The 16,797-nt window shown below is 68.6% G+C and carries 16 protein-coding genes; 2 read left to right on the forward strand and 14 right to left on the reverse strand.

Annotated elements, in window-relative coordinates; translation table 11 throughout:
* Positions 1-9: 9 nt before the first annotated feature.
* The gene (locus tag AC06G6_RS19740) at positions 10-1,677 is read right to left on the reverse strand and encodes a sugar transferase (RefSeq protein WP_479824974.1); all 1,668 of its coding nucleotides are present in this window, start codon (positions 1,675-1,677) and stop codon (positions 10-12) included.
* A 329-nt stretch (positions 1,678-2,006) separates the two neighbouring features.
* Positions 2,007-2,945 (reverse strand): diacylglycerol/lipid kinase family protein, encoded by a 939-nt coding sequence (locus AC06G6_RS19745; RefSeq protein ID WP_479824976.1) that lies wholly within the window; start codon positions 2,943-2,945, stop codon positions 2,007-2,009.
* A 228-nt stretch (positions 2,946-3,173) separates the two neighbouring features.
* Here AC06G6_RS19745 and AC06G6_RS19750 point away from each other — a divergent pair, with 228 nt between their 5' ends.
* Complete coding sequence (locus tag AC06G6_RS19750; RefSeq protein ID WP_479824978.1) at positions 3,174-3,413, forward strand: hypothetical protein; 240 nt, start codon at positions 3,174-3,176, stop codon at positions 3,411-3,413.
* Positions 3,414-3,419: 6 nt separating this feature from the next.
* Here the strand turns inward: AC06G6_RS19750 and AC06G6_RS19755 are convergent, their stop codons facing one another.
* The 12 genes from AC06G6_RS19755 to AC06G6_RS19810 all read right to left on the reverse strand — a co-directional run bounded on the left by AC06G6_RS19755 (position 3,420) and on the right by AC06G6_RS19810 (position 15,052).
* On the reverse strand, positions 3,420-4,235 hold the full coding sequence (locus AC06G6_RS19755; RefSeq protein WP_479824980.1) for an IclR family transcriptional regulator domain-containing protein: 816 nt from the start codon (positions 4,233-4,235) through the stop codon (positions 3,420-3,422).
* A gap of 47 nt (positions 4,236-4,282) precedes the next feature.
* Positions 4,283-4,987, reverse strand: coding sequence for a 3-oxoacid CoA-transferase subunit B (locus AC06G6_RS19760; protein WP_479824982.1), 705 nt, complete (start codon positions 4,985-4,987; stop codon positions 4,283-4,285).
* Between the two features lies 1 nt (position 4,988).
* Positions 4,989-5,678, reverse strand: coding sequence for a 3-oxoacid CoA-transferase subunit A (locus AC06G6_RS19765; protein WP_479824984.1), 690 nt, complete (start codon positions 5,676-5,678; stop codon positions 4,989-4,991).
* A gap of 4 nt (positions 5,679-5,682) precedes the next feature.
* Entirely contained in the window at positions 5,683-6,894 is a 1,212-nt protein-coding gene (locus AC06G6_RS19770; protein WP_479824986.1) for a thiolase family protein, read from the reverse strand.
* 83 nt (positions 6,895-6,977) lie between these two features.
* Positions 6,978-7,427 carry a 4-carboxymuconolactone decarboxylase gene (gene pcaC / locus AC06G6_RS19775; RefSeq protein WP_479824988.1) on the reverse strand — a complete coding sequence of 150 codons (450 nt, stop codon included), beginning with the start codon at positions 7,425-7,427 and terminating at the stop codon, positions 6,978-6,980.
* Positions 7,424-8,242 (reverse strand): alpha/beta fold hydrolase, encoded by an 819-nt coding sequence (locus AC06G6_RS19780; RefSeq protein ID WP_479824990.1) that lies wholly within the window; start codon positions 8,240-8,242, stop codon positions 7,424-7,426. The genes pcaC and AC06G6_RS19780 overlap by 4 nt, the downstream gene beginning before the upstream one ends.
* The gene (locus tag AC06G6_RS19785) at positions 8,235-9,767 is read right to left on the reverse strand and encodes a lyase family protein (protein ID WP_479824992.1); all 1,533 of its coding nucleotides are present in this window, start codon (positions 9,765-9,767) and stop codon (positions 8,235-8,237) included. The genes AC06G6_RS19780 and AC06G6_RS19785 overlap by 8 nt, the downstream gene beginning before the upstream one ends.
* Complete coding sequence (pcaG, locus tag AC06G6_RS19790) at positions 9,764-10,330, reverse strand: protocatechuate 3,4-dioxygenase subunit alpha (protein WP_479824994.1); 567 nt, start codon at positions 10,328-10,330, stop codon at positions 9,764-9,766. Before pcaG ends, AC06G6_RS19785 begins: the two co-directional genes overlap by 4 nt.
* Positions 10,331-10,337: 7 nt before the next feature.
* Positions 10,338-11,246: a protocatechuate 3,4-dioxygenase subunit beta gene (pcaH, locus tag AC06G6_RS19795; RefSeq protein WP_479824996.1), complete on the reverse strand. Its 909-nt coding sequence runs from the start codon at positions 11,244-11,246 to the stop codon at positions 10,338-10,340.
* A 47-nt stretch (positions 11,247-11,293) separates the two neighbouring features.
* Positions 11,294-13,267, reverse strand: coding sequence for a bifunctional sugar phosphate isomerase/epimerase/4-hydroxyphenylpyruvate dioxygenase family protein (locus AC06G6_RS19800; RefSeq protein WP_479824998.1), 1,974 nt, complete (start codon positions 13,265-13,267; stop codon positions 11,294-11,296).
* Positions 13,267-14,148, reverse strand: a complete 882-nt coding sequence (locus AC06G6_RS19805; RefSeq protein WP_479825000.1) for a shikimate dehydrogenase — start codon at positions 14,146-14,148, stop codon at positions 13,267-13,269. Before AC06G6_RS19805 ends, AC06G6_RS19800 begins: the two co-directional genes overlap by 1 nt.
* A gap of 163 nt (positions 14,149-14,311) precedes the next feature.
* Complete coding sequence (locus AC06G6_RS19810) at positions 14,312-15,052, reverse strand: IclR family transcriptional regulator (protein WP_479825002.1); 741 nt, start codon at positions 15,050-15,052, stop codon at positions 14,312-14,314.
* A 351-nt stretch (positions 15,053-15,403) separates the two neighbouring features.
* Here AC06G6_RS19810 and AC06G6_RS19815 point away from each other — a divergent pair, with 351 nt between their 5' ends.
* Positions 15,404-16,723, forward strand: coding sequence for an MFS transporter (locus tag AC06G6_RS19815; RefSeq protein WP_479825004.1), 1,320 nt, complete (start codon positions 15,404-15,406; stop codon positions 16,721-16,723).
* Positions 16,724-16,797 lie beyond the last annotated feature (74 nt).

Raw genomic sequence — 16,797 nt, forward strand, 5'->3', positions numbered from 1 at the left:
CTCACTCAGTCAGTACGCGCCGGCAGGCACGCACATAGCCCTGAAGGTGCGCCATATGATGATGACGTCGCCCATGATCGACCAGTTTTCGACGTAGTAGAGATCCAGCCGCACGGCCTCATCCCACGGCAGGTCCGAACGGCCGTTGACCTGCCACAGCCCGGTGATCCCCGGTTTGATCAGCAGCCGGCGGTGCGTGTGCCGCTCGTAGCCGCCCACCTCGCGCTGCAACGGCGGCCGGGGCCCGACCAGGCTCATCTCGCCGCACAGGACGTTCCAGAACTGCGGCAGTTCGTCCAGCGAGTAACGGCGCATCCAGCGTCCGCAGCGGGTGACCCGGGGATCGTTGTGCATTTTGAAGAGAAGGCCGGCGCCGTCGTTCTGCGCCCCGAGACCTGCCAGCGCGGTTTCGGCGTCCGTGACCATTGAGCGGAACTTGAGCATCCGGAATGGCTGACCTGCTTTGCCCACCCGCTCCTGCCGGAACAAGACCGGTCCCGGGCTGTCGCGCTTGACGATGACCGCCAGGACGAGGAAGAGGGGCGAGAGCAGGACCAGGGCAGCAGCGGCCACCGCAATGTCCAGCAGCCGCTTGAAAGCGTGCTTGGCACCGCTGTACCGGGGCACATCCACGTGCATCAACGGCAGCCCTTCCACCGGGCGCCAGTGGATCCGGGGCCCCGCAACGTTGGTCAGGGACGAGGCCAGCACCAGTTCCGCCTGGTGCTCTTCCAGACCCCAGCCCAGTTCGCGGATGTACTGGTTTCCGCCGGGGACCGGGCCGGCCACGATGACCGCTTCCGCCCCGCAGCGGCCAACCGTCCGGACCACGTCATCCGTGGAGGACAGAACAGGCACCCGCCGGCCGTCGACGTCGAACGACGTCCCCCGCCGCCCGCCGGGCAACGATACGCCAAGGATCTCGTAGACCGCGCCGGACTTCCGGGCGATCCGCTTGATCACGTAGCGCACATCCTCGGCCTGGCCGATGACGATCGCCTTGACAAGGTACTGTCCCTGCGCCTGCCGCGCGTTGTACCAGCGGCGGGCAAGCCACCGGCTGACCGGCAGCAGGGTGAGTCCCAGCGGCAGGGAGACCAAGTAGAACGCCGACGCCGGCTGGACGCGGAATGCCACCAGGCCGACGGCGAGCAGCCCGAAGACCGCGCCGCTGGCGGCAGCAACACGCTTGTATTCACTGGTCCCGGCCCCCAGGATCTTTGTATCCCGGGTGCGGTAGAGGCCAAGGGCCGCAATCCACATCACGCCGAGGACTCCGCCGATGGCGGCCGCGTTAAGGTCAGCGAGCGTGCCGGTGAAGCGCTGGCCGCCGTCGAAAGGGACCAGGAACCCGGCGATGACGCAGACGAGGACCAGCACGGCATCTGTGCCCCGCAGCAGGCGGCGCAGGAACCGCGCCCATTCCCGGCCGGAGAGCCGTGCCGGCGCCGCGGCGGGCGCGGGCGCGGCAGCGCTCAGCCCCGCCGCGTCCACAGCGGGAGGCCCGGCATGCCGCGGCGGGGCGAAGGGTGAGGGGGCGCTGTGGCCGGTCTGGGACGTGTGCAGGGCGTGGGGCGCGTACGCGAGGTCGGCCGCCGTCCCCGCAGGGCGGCCGGCGGTGTATCCGGGGGTTCGGAGGGCCAGTCCGTGCGGCAGGCCCTCGGACCGCGGCGTCACCGGCACCCGCCAGGGCCAGTGGGCCGCGGACCGGCGGACCGGTCATCCGCACAAATTAAGGATGTTCGGTCCTGAGGCCGAACATCCTGGGCGACAGCGAACCAGCGTGCCATGGCGACTCCCTCCAAAGGCAATTGGCTGCATCGTTTGATGCCTGAGCCAATCAAAGTTGGTGGGGATACTTCGGTCACGAGTGGTCTCTACTCGCCTTTGCGAACCAGACACAAAAAGCCATGTCCGGGTAGTACTCACTACCCGGACATGGCCGTCCCGCGCTGATACCGGAATATTGGCAGGCAGGTAGCGCGCAGAATGCCGGTGGAGGGGGTCTACGTAGTCATCAGGATCTTCAGGGAGTCACGCTCGACGGCCACGGCGAGATGCGTTCCGGTGCCGAGGTGGTCACCGTCCAGCTGGAATTCCTGCTCGTGCTCCAGGGTGATCTCGGCGGATTTCCCCTGGAAGTACTCCACTGATTCGGTCTCCCGCTTGTTCCGGCCGAAAATTCCGGCAACAACCCCCAGCCAGCCGAGCCGGCCCCGCGGGGCCAGGACCAGCAGGTCCAGCACTCCGTCGTCGACCTTGGCGTCCGGGAAAATCTCGACTCCGCCCATGATCCGGCCGCAGTTACCGATCATGACACTGCGGATCCTGCGGCGGACGGGTTCGCCGCCGTCGACGCTGATCCTGGCTTTGACCGGTTTGCCGGGGAGTTTACGGATGCCCGCCTCCACGTACGCGAGCCAGCCCATCCGGTCCTTGAGCACATCGACAGTGTCGGCCATGATCGCGGCGTCGTAGCCGAGTCCGGCCATCACCAGGAATATCTGTTCCTCGTCGGAGTGGTTCAGCCGCGCCTTGACGACGTCGATGGCCGTTTCGCTGCCGTTGAGCACGTCGTAGCAGGCCGAGACGGGGTCGGTGATGTCGATGCCGAGGTTGCGGGCCAGGAGGTTTCCGGTTCCCAGCGGCACCAGGCCCATGGGTGTTCCGGTGCCGGCGAGCACCTCGGCGACGCAACGGACGGTGCCGTCTCCGCCCGCGGCAATCACGACGTCGACCCCGGCCTCCAGGGCCTGGCGCGCCTGCCCGGCGCCCGGGTCTTCGACGGTTGTTTCGAGCCAGAGCGGCTCGGCCCATCCCTGCGTTTCGCACAGCCGGAGGATTGCGCCCTGGAGCGACGAACCAACGGATTTGGCGGGGTTGATGACTACGGCTGCGCGCCTAACCTGTGGGGTGCTGTCAGGCGCGGAATTGTTCTCTGGCATGGCATCCTTCGGAGGCTAGGGGGCGTAGTGTGTCCCGGTTTGAAATCCTAGCGGGATTCCGCACGTAACTTCCGCAGCCGGGGCGCGAGGCGTGGACGTCCGCGCGCCGGAGTCACTAGACTGGCCATGCTCAAGTACTGGAGCATGCCGTCCCAAGCGATTTTTGGGCCGGCTGCCTGTCCGGATCAGCCTGACAGGCAGCACTCCAGGGGCGGGAAGCGGGAGTACATGTCCGAACCACAGGAGAACTACTCGGCCGAGGCCGAAGCGTCCAGCACCGATCCCCACGACTGGGGCCGGGCCATGGCGCGGGCGGTTACGCGGCTGGCGGAGCAGATCGCCCCGGCGGACAGCGAGGACATTCATGCCTGCCTTGTGGGCAAAGACCTGCATCTGAAGATCCGCGACGACGAGGCCGGCGTCACCATCACGGTCTCCACCGCACCGGCTGCGGACCCGTCCAGCTGAGCTCCCCTAACGTCCGGAGGACAGGTCCGCGGAAATGACTTCGGCGGTGGCCACCGTGGCCGCCCGCACGGAGTCCAGGTAGGCCGCCGGGTCCGGCCGGCTCGCGACCGACTGGGCCTGCAATGACACGTTGATGGCGGCGACCACCTTGGGGCCGTCGTGGACGGGCGCGGCAACGGACATCAGCCCGAGCTCGAGTTCCTGGTTGAGCAGGCACCAGCCCTGCTCCCTCACGGTGGCAAGTTCGGCGAGCAGTCCCTCGCGCGTGCCGATGGCCAGCGGGGTCAGGGGCCGGATCTCAGTGCTGGCAAGGTAGTCCTCCAGCTGGTCGGGCGGCAGCGCCGCCAGCAATACCCTGCCCATCGAGGTGGCATACGCCGGAAAGCGGGTGCCGACGGTGATGCCGACGGTCATGATCCGGCGCGTCGCGACCCGGGCGATGTAGGCGATGTCCGTCCCTTCCAGCACAGCGGCCGACGTCGACTCCCCCAGCTGCAGCGACAGCTCCTCGAGGTGGGGCTGGGCGAGCTGCGGCAGCGACAGCCCTGACAGGTAGGCGTAGCCGAGCTGCAGCACCTTGGCGGTCAGCGCGAAGATCTTGCCGTCGGTGCGGACATAGCCCAACTCCACGAGCGTGTACAGGAACCGCCGCGCCGTGGCCCGGGTGAGGTCCGTCCGGGCGGCCACCTCCGTCAGCGTCATCTTCGGATGGTCCGTGTCGAAGGCGCGGATCACCGCCAGCCCCCGGGCCAGCGACTGCACGTACTGGTCACTGGCCGCCGGCGCGCCGCCGGCCATGGCGCCCTTTGCTGCGTCAATCATTTCCATGCCTCTCGGTCCCGCACCACTTTATCCGTGCGAGCGGATGCTCAGCTTCCAGCGGCGGACGCGGACCTCAGCGGTACCGGAACCATGTCCTGCAGCTCCTCGAGCGTGCAGCCGAAGGTTTCCCGGACCTGCACGCCGTCGGGTCCGGTCAGGAAGACGGCCTTGTCCGTGTACACGCGGGTCACGCAGCCGATGCCGGTGAGCGGGTAGCTGCAGGTCTCGACGAGTTTGCAGATCCCCTCGCGGGTCAGGAGGGTCATCATGACGAAGACATCCTTGGCGCCGGTGGCGAGGTCCATGGCCCCGCCGACGGCCGGGATCGCGTCGGGGGCGCCGGTGTGCCAGTTGGCGAGATCGCCGGTCGCGGACACCTGGAACGCCCCGAGCACGCAGATGTCCAGGTGCCCGCCGCGCATGATCGCGAAGGAGTCGGCGTGGTGGAAGTAGGAGGCGCCGGGGAGTTCGGTCACCGGGATCTTGCCGGCGTTGATGAGGTCGCCGTCGATCTGGTCCCCGGTGGCTTCGGGCCCCATGCCCAGCATGCCGTTCTCGGTGTGGAGCGTGATGTTCTGCTCCGGCTGAAGGTAGTTGGAGACCAGGGTGGGCTGGCCGATGCCCAGGTTCACGAAGGAGCCGGGCTTGATGTCCCGGGCCACCAGGCGGGCCAGGTCATCGCGGCCCAGGGGCTTCTCGGAGGTCCGGATGCCGGCGCGGCTTGCCGTTTGGTCATTGGACTGGACGCTCATCTCAGGCCACGCTTTCTGTCTTGCCTGCGGCTGCGGCCACACGGACGATGCTGTTGACGTAGATTCCCGGGGTCACGATGATCTCCGGGTCCAGGCCCCCCGTGGGAACGATCTCGGAGACCTGGACGATCGTGTGCTTGGCCGCGGCGGCCATGATCGGGCCGAAGTTCCGGGCGGTCTTGCGGTAGACGAGATTGCCCTTGCCGTCGGCCTTGAGGGCCTTGATGAGCGCGACATCGGCGTGGATGGGGGTCTCAAAGACCTGCCCGCGGCCGTCGAGGATGCGGGTTTCCTTGCCTTCGGCCAGCATGGTGCCGTAGCCGGTGGGGGTGAAGAAACCGCCGATCCCGGCGCCCGCGGCGCGGATCCGCTCGGCGAGGTTGCCCTGCGGGACCAGTTCGAGCTCGATCTCGCCGGCGCGGAACTTGGCGTCGAAGTGCCAGGAGTCGGACTGCCGCGGGAAGGAGCAGATCATCTTCTTCACCCGGCCTTCCTTGATCAGCAGCGCCAGGCCTTGGTCGCCCTGGCCTGCGTTGTTGTTGACCACGGTGAGGCCGGTGGCGCCGCAGTCCATCAGCGCGTCGATGAGTTCGAACGGCTGGCCGGCGTTGCCGAAGCCGCCGATCATGACGGTGGAGCCGTCCCTGATGCTGGCGACGGCCTCGCCGACAGTGTCTACAAAGTTCAGCATTCGCTTACGCCTTTCCAGTGTTGGTTCCGGCAACGGTCATGTTTTCGAGGACGACGGCGAGGCCCTGGCCGACGCCGATGCAGATCGCGGCGACGCCCCAGCGTTCACCGGAGGCCTGCAGGGACCGTGCCAGGGTGCCGAGGATGCGGCCGCCGGACGCGCCGAGGGGGTGGCCCATGGCGATCGCGCCGCCGTGCCGGTTCACGATTCCGGGGTCGATGCCCCAGGCGTTGACGCAGGCCAGGGACTGCGCGGCGAAGGCCTCGTTGAGTTCGACGGCGCCGACCTGGTCCCAGCCGATGCCGGCCTTGGCGAGGGCCTTGTTCGCGGCCTCCACGGGGGCGTAGCCGAAGTACTGCGGGTCGTTCGCGTGCGCGCCGCGGCCGGCGATGCGGGCCAGCGGGTCCAGCCCCAGGATCCCGGCGGCGTTCTCGGACCCGAGCCAGGCCGCGGAGGCGCCGTCGGAGAGCGGGGAGGCGTTCCCGGCGGTGACGGTGCCGCCCTCGGTGCGGAACACGGTCTTGAGCCCGGCGAGCTTGCCGGCGGAGGACCCGGGCCGGATGCCCTCGTCCCGGACCAGGTCCGTGCCCGGCACCGGCGCGACGAGCCGGTCGTAGAAGCCCTCGTCCCAGGCCGCGGCGGCGAGGTTGTGGGAGTTGGCGGAGAACTCATCCTGCGCGTCCCGGGTGATCCCGTACTTCTCCGCCAGCCGTTCGGTGGCCTCGCCCAGGGACACCGTCCAGTCCGGGCGCATGGCCTTGTTCACCAGCCGCCAGCCCAGCGTGGTGGAAACCAGGGTCATGTCCCCGGCCGGGTAGGGCTTCTCGGTCTTGGGCAGCACCCACGGCGCACGGGACATCGACTCGGCACCGCCGACCAGCATCAGCTCCGCGTCGCCGGTGTTGATCTGCCGGGACGCGATGATCGCCGCGTCCAGCGAGGACCCGCAGAGCCGGTTGACGGTGGTGCCGGGGATCGAGACCGGCAGGCCCGCGAGCAGGGTTCCCATCCGGGCGATGTTGCGGTTTTCCTCGCCCGCGCCGTTGGCGTTGCCGAACACGACCTCGTCGATGCGCTCGACGTCGAGGCCCGGCGCGCGCTTCACGGCCTCACCGATCACATGCGCGGCCAGGTCATCCGGGCGGACTCCGGCGAGCCCGCCGCCGAACTTCCCAAACGGGGTCCGCACGGCGTCGTACAGAAAAGCGTGATTCATGATTCCTCTAATTTCCGTCTGAGAATCCCGACTAGGTAGCAGATAAGGCCGTTCTGAGGGCTCAAAACGGCCCAAGCTGCCAGCTAGTTGGGAGGGGTGGCTGCGTCCAGCTCGGCAAAGACTTGCTGGGCGGTCTTGAAGGCGGTGTTGGCGGAGGGCACCCCGCAGTAGATGGCGGTCTGCAGCAGGATTTCCTTGATCTCGTCCCGGCTCAGGCCGTTGGTGACGGCGGCGCGGAGGTGCATGGCCAGTTCTTCCCAGTGGCCGTGGGCCACCATCGCGGTGATGGTGACCGCGGAGCGCATCTGCCGGGTCAGGCCCGGCCGGGTCCAGATGCCGCCCCAGGCGATCCGGGTGATCATGTCCTGGAAGTCCTCGGTGAAGGAATCCTTGGCGGCGTTGGCTCGGTCGACGTGCTCGGCTCCGAGCACCTCGCGCCGGACGGCCATTCCGCCGTCGTAGATTTCCCGGCTGGTGGCCTCCGGCTGGACGACGCCGTTCCGCAGTGCGCCGCTGAGATCTGCGCCGGTCACTTGGCTGCTCCGCTGGATTCGGTCCAGGTGATGAGGCTCCGCAGCAGCTCGGCGATGTGGCCGGGCGCTTCAAACGGGGCCAGGTGTGCCACCCCTTCGAGGGTGACGGCGCTGGCGGTGCCGCCGCCGGCGGTGATCCCTTCGACGATCGCCTCGGCGAAGGACGGCGGGGCGACGCTGTCCTGGGCGCCGGCGACGGCCTGGGTGGGGACATTGATGCTGCCAAGCTCGTCCCGGACGTCGAAGCCGGCGAGGGCCTCACAGCAGAAGGCGTAGCTGAACCGGTCGGCGTCGCGCAGGCTGTGCAGCAGCCGGCCGCTGAGTTCCGGCTGGCGTTCCATGAAACCGGGGCCGAACCAGCGCTGCGCCGAGCCTTGGATCATCACGGGCGTTCCCTGCGTGCGGACGGTTTCCGCGCGTTCCAGCCAGCCCTCGGGCGTGCCAAGCTTCGCTCCGGTGCACTGCACGGACAGGCTCTTGAGCCGTTCGCCGTGTTTGATGCCAAGCTGCAGGCCGGTGGCCCCGCCCAGCGACACGCCGGCGTAGTGGAATCTCGCTCCGGGGGCGATCGAATCCACCAGGTCGACGACGGCGTCTGCCAGCTCGGCGACGGTGAAGGTTTCCTTGGCGGCCGGTGAGATGCCGTGGCCCGGCAGGTCCCAGGCGACGACGTCGACGTCGTCCCCGAGCAGGGCGCCGGCCTGGGTCCACAGCAACGTGGACGTGCCCAGCGACGGGCCCACCACGAGGAGGGGCTTGTCGCCCAGCGGGCGCTGGGGCGACAGCAGTACTGCCTTGAGAGTTGGTCTAGCCACGGGAGGCTCCGTTCAGCTCGGGGGTCGGTGATGCGGTGTGGGACCCGGCGACTGCGTCGGTGACCCGGACGCTGTAGTCCGGGTAAGCGGCGAGGATGCGCCGGGAGATTTCGGCGGCCTGGCCGAGGTAGTTGGCCGGATCGAGCAGCTGCTCCAGCCGGGCGTCGGAGAGCAGGTCCGCCGGGACGGCTGCACGGAGCAGCCGCCGGTAGGTCGCCGCCTGGTCCGCGGCCGGGACCCGGAGGGTCTCGTCCACCACCGCCTGCAGCCGCTGCCTGCCGTCCGCATTGTTCTTACCCGCGGCGTTGCCCTCCAAAAGCGGTCCGACGGCGGCCGTGACGGCCTCGCTGAGCAGCAGCGGGCCGGAAAGGTCCAGGTTCCGGCGCATGGCCTGGGGGAAGACCTGCAGGCCCTCGGCGAGTTCGCGGAGCTGCACGGCGGCGCCGAGGCCAAGGCGGAGCAGCTGGCGGAGCGCCGGCCATTCGCTGTGCCAGGCACCGTCGGGCCGTTCATCGTTGAAGTTGGCGGCGGCAACGTGCAGCTGGGCGGCGTGGCCGGGCGCCTGCAGGGCTGCGCTGCGGATCAGCACGGAGAGTACCGGGTTCTGCTTCTGCGGCATGGCAGAGGACCCTCCCCTGCCGGCTGCGCGCGGCTCGGCGAGCTCGGCGACCTCCGGCCGGCTGAGGAACAGCACGTCGGCGGCGATCTTGCCCGCAGCGTCGGTCACGGCCGTCAGGGCGTCACCGAGGGATGTCACGGCCAGCCGGTTCGTGTGCCAGGGGGCCGGGACGGCAGCGAGTCCAAGTTCCGCGGCCAGCCGGTCGGAGAGATCCAGGGGGCTGAGGCTTGAGCCCGCCGTCAGCACGGTGCCCGCGGCCAGGGTTCCGGCCGCTCCCCCGGTCTGGACGGGGAATTCGAGGGCCGCCAGGCGGCGGGCGGCAGCGGCGAGTCCGTGGAACCACTGGGCCGCCTTGAGTCCGAAGCTGAACGGCAGGGAATGCTGGGTGAGGCTGCGCCCCACGCACAGGGTGTCCGCATGCTGTCCGGCGAGGGCGGCCAGTGCCGCGGTCGTTGCCGTGAGCTCGGTCAGCAGTCCGCGGACCGCCTCCCTGCACAGCAGCATAAGCGCACTGTCGAGGACGTCCTGGCTGGTCAGCGAGGTGTGCACGGCTTTCCCGGCACCGACGCCCGCCGCGTCGAGGGCCTTGACCTGGGCGCGGAGATCCGCCAGCAGCGGGATCACCGGGTTGGCGCCGTCCTGGGCGCGCACGGCCAGGTCCGCGACGTCATAGCGGCCCACCTCGGCCGCAGCGGCGACCACCGCGGCGGATCCGGCAGGGGCGAGCCCTGCCTGTTCCAGGACCGAGGCCCAGGCGGCCTCGACCCGGAGCAGGGCGGCCAGCACGGCCCGGTCCCCGGTCAGCGCCGCCACAAAGGGCGACGCCGCCACGGGACTCAGGAGGCCAAAATCGCCCTGCAGGCCGGCGTCGCCCCCGGTGGCTCCGCTGGTTTCACGAGAGATCACTTCGAGGCACCCTCGAAGTCGAGGAACACCGTCTCGCCCGGACCCTGGAGCCGGACGTCCCAGCTCAGGCCGCCGTCGGCGTCGCGGCGTGCGATCAGGGTTTTGCGGCGTTCCGGATCCAACGAGGACAGCAGCGGATCCGCGGCCAGGGCCTCTGCGTTCTCCGGCAGGTAGATCCGGGTGAAGAGCCGGTTCATGAGGCCGCGGGCGAAGACCGCAACGGCGATGAACGGCGCCGCGCCGTCCTCGGTGGGGCCGGGGTTGACCGTGGTGAAGGTGAAGACGCCGGTGTTGCCGACGGCGCTGCGGCCGAAGCCGGTGAAGGTGTAGCCGTCGCGCACGAGCGAACCCGTGTGGTGCGGGACGTTCCCCTCGGCGTCCGCCTGCCAGATTTCCAGGATCGCGTCCGGGATCGGGTGTCCGGCGCCGTCGTAGACGGTGCCCTGGAGCCGGACGGAGCCCGGGGAACCTGGAGCCAGCAGCTCGCGGTCCTTGGTGTAGGGCAGCGCGTAGCCGTAGAAGGGGCCCACGGTCTGGCCTGGTGTCGGGGTGAGTTTACTCATGCTGGCCTTATTCATAGTCGTCTCCTGCCGCGCCCAATGCCTCGTTCTCTGTCCAGGTCCGCTTCGACCCGGTCAGGACGATGTCCCAGTTGTACGCCAGGGCCCACTCGGGTTTGGTCTGCTCGTGGTTGTAGGTGGCCACCAGCCGGTCCCGGGCGTCCTGGTCGACAATCGACTGGTAGATCGGGTCCAGCGGGAAGAGCTGGTCGCCGGGGAAGTACATCTGGGTGACGATCCGCTGGGTGAACTCCTGCCCGAACAGGGAGAAGTGGATGTGCGCCGGGCGCCAGGCGTTGAGGTGGTTCTTCCACGGGTAGGCGCCGGGCTTGATTGTGGTGAAGCTGTAGGAGCCGTCGGCGCCGGTGATGCAGCGGCCGACGCCGGTGAAGTTGGGGTCCAGCGGTGCCGGGTGCTGGTCCCGCTTGTGGATGTAGCGGCCGGCGGAGTTCGCCTGCCAGATCTCCACCAGCTGGCCGGCGACGGGCCGGCCGTCGCCGTCGAGCACGCGGCCGGAGACGATGATGCGTTCGCCCAGCGGCTCGCCGTTGTGCTGGATGGTCAGGTCCGCTTCGAGCGCGTGGACGTCCATGTGCCCGAAGGCCGGGGAGTACAGCTCGATGGTTTCCGGATCCGCGTGGTGCAGGTCCTTGGTGGGGTGGCGCAGGACGCTGCTGCGGTACGGTGCGTAGTCCAGGCGCGGCTGGATCTCCGCCGGGGCGCCGTTCTTGAGCGCCTGCGCGTAAGCGTCGCCGAGGGCTTTCATCTCGGCGCTGAGGTCCGCCTGCGACTCTGCGGCAGTGTCCAGGGCAGGGACAGCGCGCGCATCCGTCTTCGGTGCGGCCTCCGTGGCTTCGTCGGACACGTCTTCGGTGAGCGGATCCGCGTTGTAGGTCTCAAGGTTGAATTCTTCAGGCACAGCAGCCTCCTTTCGTTGGGTGTGGTGTTTGGTTTTGCTCTGGCCGGTCAGGTCGTGGGGTTCAACTGGTGCAGGTGGTCGTACTGGACGGCGTGCCGTACCGGGGCGTTGGGCGCCCCGTAGCCGTCGTAGGCTCCGCGGCGCTCCACCATTTCGAAGAACACGCTGCCGACGGTGACGGTATAGAAGTGCAGGAACTCGCCGTCGGCGTCGCGGTCGTAGAGCAGGTTGAGCTCGCGGAGAGTGGCCAGGAAGGACGGGTCCAGGTCGAACCGCGCGTCGAGGTCCTCGTAGTAGTTTTCCGGGATCTGGAGGAAATCGAGCCCCCGGTCCTTCGCGGCGCGGGCCGTCGCCACCAGGTCATCCACGGCGAACGCGATGTGTTCCTGGTAGGTCCGGCGCTGGCCGGTGCCCGCGCTTTCCTGCACCTCCGGTGCGTCTGCGGCGCCTTCGCGCTGGATCAGCGGGGCCAGGTTCAGCACCAGGCGGACGCCGCGGTCGCGGGTGAGCATCACCTGGGACCGGACGAGGCCGCTGGGGCTGGCGACTTCCGCGTACGGCTGTGGTTCCAGGGCCAGGGCGCTCGTATAAAAGAGGACGGCTTCGTCGAAATGCTGCCAGGGCTGCGCCAGATTGACGTGGTCGATCACGGCGCTCCGTCCGGCAGCCAGGCCGGCGGCGGGGGCTTCCGTTCCTTCGCCGAATTCGCGGGTCCACACGGCGGTGCCGTCGGGGCTGCCCTGGCACAGGAAAATCTCGGTGGAGTCGGGGGCGGCGAAGCCCTGGAAAATTTCCTCGTCGGCCTGGCTCTTGCGCGGCACGGCCGGGGCCTTGAGCTGCTGGGCCCGGGCCGCGGCAATGACAGGGGAGTCGACGTCGAAGCCCAGGGCCGAGATTGCGGGCGCACCGGCGGCCTGCGGGTCGAGGGAGTCCTGGGAGGAGTCCTCATTGATGATCACGCGGGCGTGGCCCATGGTCCACAATTGCACATTCTTGGTCCGGTGGCGCCCGTTGAACGCGAATCCCAGCTGGCCGAGCAGGGTTTCCAGGGCGGCGGTGTCCGCGGCCCGGACCTCGGCAAAATTGAAGCCGGCCGGTTCGGCGACCTGCGGGAGCGTGGCCAGTTCCATCGGGTAACGGCGGCGGCGCGGCGCAGCGTTATCGGCACGGGTGCCGGCGCCGTTGTCGGAGGCCTGCGCCCCGTCCAGCCATTTGGCGCTCTGCTCCTCGAGCCAGATCAGGGACCGCATGGCATCCACGGCCGTGCGGTCGGCGTCGGACTGGCGGAAGACGTCGTTGAAGACCTCGAGGGACACCGGGCCGGTGTAGCCGGCACGGACCACGTGGCCGAGGAATTTCGCGAGCGCGAACTGTCCTTCCCCCGGGAACACCCGGTGGTGCCGGCTCCAGGACAGCACGTCCATGGACAGTTTGGGCGCGTCGGCCACCTGGACGAAGAAGATCTTCTCCGGGTTGAAGGATTCGATTCTTGCGGTGTCCCAGTCGCGGGAGAGAATGTGGAACGAGTCCAGGCAGGTGCCCAGGTTGGGGTGGTCCACCGCTTCCACGAGCCGGTGGGCGTGCTCGTAGTCGTTGACATATTTGCCCCAGGCGAGTGCCTCGTAGGCCACCTTGACGCCGTGGTCCTGGGCGAGGGCGGCGAGGGCCGCGAGCTGTTCGGCCCTCAGCCCGTCGTCATCAATGCTGGCGGTGGCCACGTTGGAGCAGACCAGGATGGTGTCCATCCCGAGCCGGGACATCAGCCGGAACTTCGCTGCCGCCCGGCGAAGGTTGGCGGCGAGCAGGTCCTCCGGCACGCTGTCGAAGTCGCGGAACGGCTGGTAGAGGTCCAGGGTCAGTCCGAGGTCGGCGGCCGTCTTCCGGACCTCTTCCGGGCTCAGCGGGGAGGTGACGAGGTCCTGTTCGAAGATTTCGATCCCGTCGAAGCCCGCAAGGGCGCAGGCCTGCATTTTTTCCCGCAGGGTGCCGGAGAGGCAGACGGTGGCGATTCCGGTGCGCATCAGGCGGCCACCTCTTCCGCGGCGACGAGTTCCAGGAAGTGGGCGCGCATCCGGTCCGCATCCGCTTCGAGGCCGGTGAAGATCCGGAAGGCGTCGGCGGCCTGTCCCACGGCCATCCGGCCGCCGTCAAGCACGTCGCAGCCCTTGGCGCGGGCCTCACGGATCAGCTCGGTCTCGATCGGCCGGTAGACAATGTCCGCGACCCAGTGCCGGGCTGCCACGAGGGACATGTCCAGCGGGACGCCGGGGTGGGCGGCCATGCCCACCGGGGTGCAGTGGACCAGGCCGTCTGCCAGCGGCATCAGCTGCGGCAGCTCCGATGTCGTCCGTGCGGTGACCAGCTGGTCCGGGAAGAAACCGGAGAGTTCGGCGGCGCGTGCCGCGCAGCGGGCCGAATCGGTATCTACCAGGTCCAGTTCGCGGACCCCGGCGGTGAGCAGGGCGTAGGCGACGGCGGAGCCGGCACCCCCCGCACCCAGCTGCACCACGCGGTTCAGCCTGGCTCCCGGCAGGCCCGTGGCGAGCGCGGCGGCGAACCCGGAGAAGTCGGTGTTGTGGCCGATGAAGCGGCCGTCCCGGATGGTCACCGTGTTGACCGCACCGAGGCGCCGGGCGTCCGGAGTGACCTCGTCCAGGTGTTCCAGGACCAGTTGCTTGCAGGGGTGGGTGATGTTCAGTCCGTTGAAGCCCAGACGGTAGGCGCCGGTGAGGAGCTCACCGACGCTCTGGCCGGGAAGCCCCAGCTCGGTCAGGTCGATGGGGCGGTAGAGGTACCGGAGGCCCTGCACATCGCCTTCGCGTTCGTGCATGGGGGGCGTGAGGGACGGCGTCACGCCGTCACCTATCAGGCCCACAAGAAAGGACTCTGCTCGATTGCTCATCCGTATAGCTCCTTTGACAACGGCACTCGGCGGGCGGGGACGCGCGGGGCGCCGGCCGCGGGCCGGGTGTTGGGGATTACAGTACCGCAAAAGTTCATATGTTGCACGGTTGTTCTACTAGCGAACACTTTTCGACGGCTCATGACGGTGCGGGCCGCGGGGCTCATTGCTGGGGCAGCCGGGCAGAGAGCTCCGCCGCCGCCGACTGGAGCAGCGGAACCAGGGCGACGAGGGCCTCCGCGCCCATCCGGAACACCGGGACCGCCGTGGCCAGCGCGGCGAAGGCGTGGCCCTGGGAATTGAAGACCGGGACGGCGACGGCGCGCATGCCGAGTTCGTTTTCCTCGTCCATCAGGGCGTAGCCGCGCTTGCGCACCAGCTCGATCTCGGCCCGGAAGGCCTCCCGGTCGGTGATGGAAAATTCGGTCAGCGGCTCCAGTTCGAGTTCTTCGACGAGCTGGCTGCGGGTGGCGTCGTCGGCGAAGGCCACGAGCGCCTTGCCGACCGAGGTGGTGTGCAGGGCGCCCAGGTGCCCCGGGTCGCTTGTGACGCGGAACGTCTGCGGGCCGTCCACCTTGTTGACGGTGAGATGGTGGTGTCCGTCGCGCACCGACAGGATGGTGGCCTCGCCCGTCTCCTCCGTGACACGCCGCAGGATCGGCAGGGCCGTGCCGGCGAATCCGTGGTGGTTGGACACCCGCTGGCCGAGCTGGAAGATGCGCAGGCCCAGGTGGTAGCGGCGGCCGTCCGGCTCGTAGTCCACGAAGCCGTCGCGGGTCAGGGAACCCAGCAGGCGGTAGGTGGTGCTGAAGGGAAGCTCCGCCCGGCGGGACAGCTCGGCGGCACTCGCGCCCCGGGGCTCGTCGCCAAGCAGAACCAGCAGCCCCAGGGCCTTGCCGACCATGTCCGTCCGGGAGTCCTCCTTGCCAGCCTTGGCGCCGGCCTTGCGCCGGCTGCCGCGCCGTTGCCGGCGGGTTCTGGAAGGGTGGCGGCGGCCGCGGCCGCTTCTGTGTCTTGATTCACACTCATGGCTCAATGCTCTCACATGGTGAGAGCTATTTCTAGATAGTGATTATTTTTGTTGACAAGTGACCGCCCTCACAGTCATGATTGCTACATCGCACAAGTAGCTCCCACCATGTGGCTACTCGTCCGGGTCTTTCCACGAACCTCCGGCTGCCGCACACTTAAAGCCAGCGGCGGCCGAGACCTTCCTGATCCATCCGCGACAATGTCGTCACACAAAAGGAACTCCATGAGCCAGACACTCCCGTCTACGACGCCGGGCACTGACGCACCGGCCGGGACACCGAAGAAGGCAGCCCTCGCCAGTTTCCTCGGCAGCGCCGTCGAGTATTACGACTTCTTTATCTTCGGATCCGCCGCCGCCCTGATCTTCCCCACGGTCTTCTTCCCCGACGCCGGCGCCAACGCGGCGATTATGTCCTTCGCGACGTTCGGTTTCGCCTACATTGCCCGGCCGATCGGCGCCGTCATCCTGGGCCACTTCGGTGACCGGGTCGGCCGCCGCAAGGTCCTGATGTTCACGCTCCTGTTGATGGGCGCCTCCACCTTTATGATCGGCTGCCTGCCCGACTTCAACACCATCGGCTGGTGGGCTCCGGCACTGCTGGTGCTGGCGCGTCTCTGCCAGGGCCTCTCCGCTGCCGGCGAGCAGGCCGGAGCCTCGTCGATGACGCTGGAACACGCCCCGGACAACCGCCGCGCCTTCTTCACCTCCTGGACGCTGACCGGCACCCAGGGCGGCCAGATCCTCGCGGCCCTCGTCTTTATCCCCGTCCTGGCCCTGCCGGACGAGATCAAGTACGGCATCGGTTGGCGTATCCCGTTCTGGCTCAGCGCCGTTGTGGTGCTTGTTGCGTTCTTCATCCGCCGCACCCTGCACGAGCCCCCGGCCTTCGAGGAAGCCCAGAAGACCGCCCAGATCTCCAAGCTCCCCGTCGCCGACCTGCTCAAGCACCACTGGCGCGATGTCCTCCGCGTCGTCGCCTGCGCCTTCATCGCCGCCGTCTCCACCGTCTTCGGCACGCTGGCCATCGCCTACGCCAAGAACGTCGCCGGTGTGGACGGCACCACCACCCTCTGGCTCGTCGTCGGCGCGAACTTCATCGCCCTCGGCACCCAGCCGCTGTTCGGCATGCTCGCGGACCGGATCGGCCGCAAGCCGGTCTTCATCTACGGCGCCGTGGCCAGTGCGGTCCTGACGCCGGTGTTCCTGCTCAGCCTCGAGTCCGGCAGCGTCCCGCTGATGTTCCTGGCCGCCATCGGCTTCTTCTCCTTCGGCTACGCTGCCGCCAACTCTGTCTGGCCCGCCTTCTACGCCGAAATGTTCAGTACCAAGGTCCGCTTCTCCGGCCTGGCCATCGGCACCCAGCTCGGCTTCCTGATGGCAGGCTTCGCACCGGCGATCGTCGCAGCCATGGGCGGCACCAAGCCCGGCGGCTGGGTGCAGATCAGCATCTTCACCGCTGTCATCTGCCTCATCTCGGCCGTCTCGGCCCTGACCGCCAAGGAATCCTTCAAGATTCCCACCAAGCAGCTCGGCGTCAAGTAACCCGGCCGCAGCATTCCCGCCCGGTTACCTTGGGCCGCAGCACCGGAAGCCCGGCGTGTTCACAGGACGCGCCG

Source organism: Arthrobacter sp. CJL-S3, from assembly GCF_056711635.1.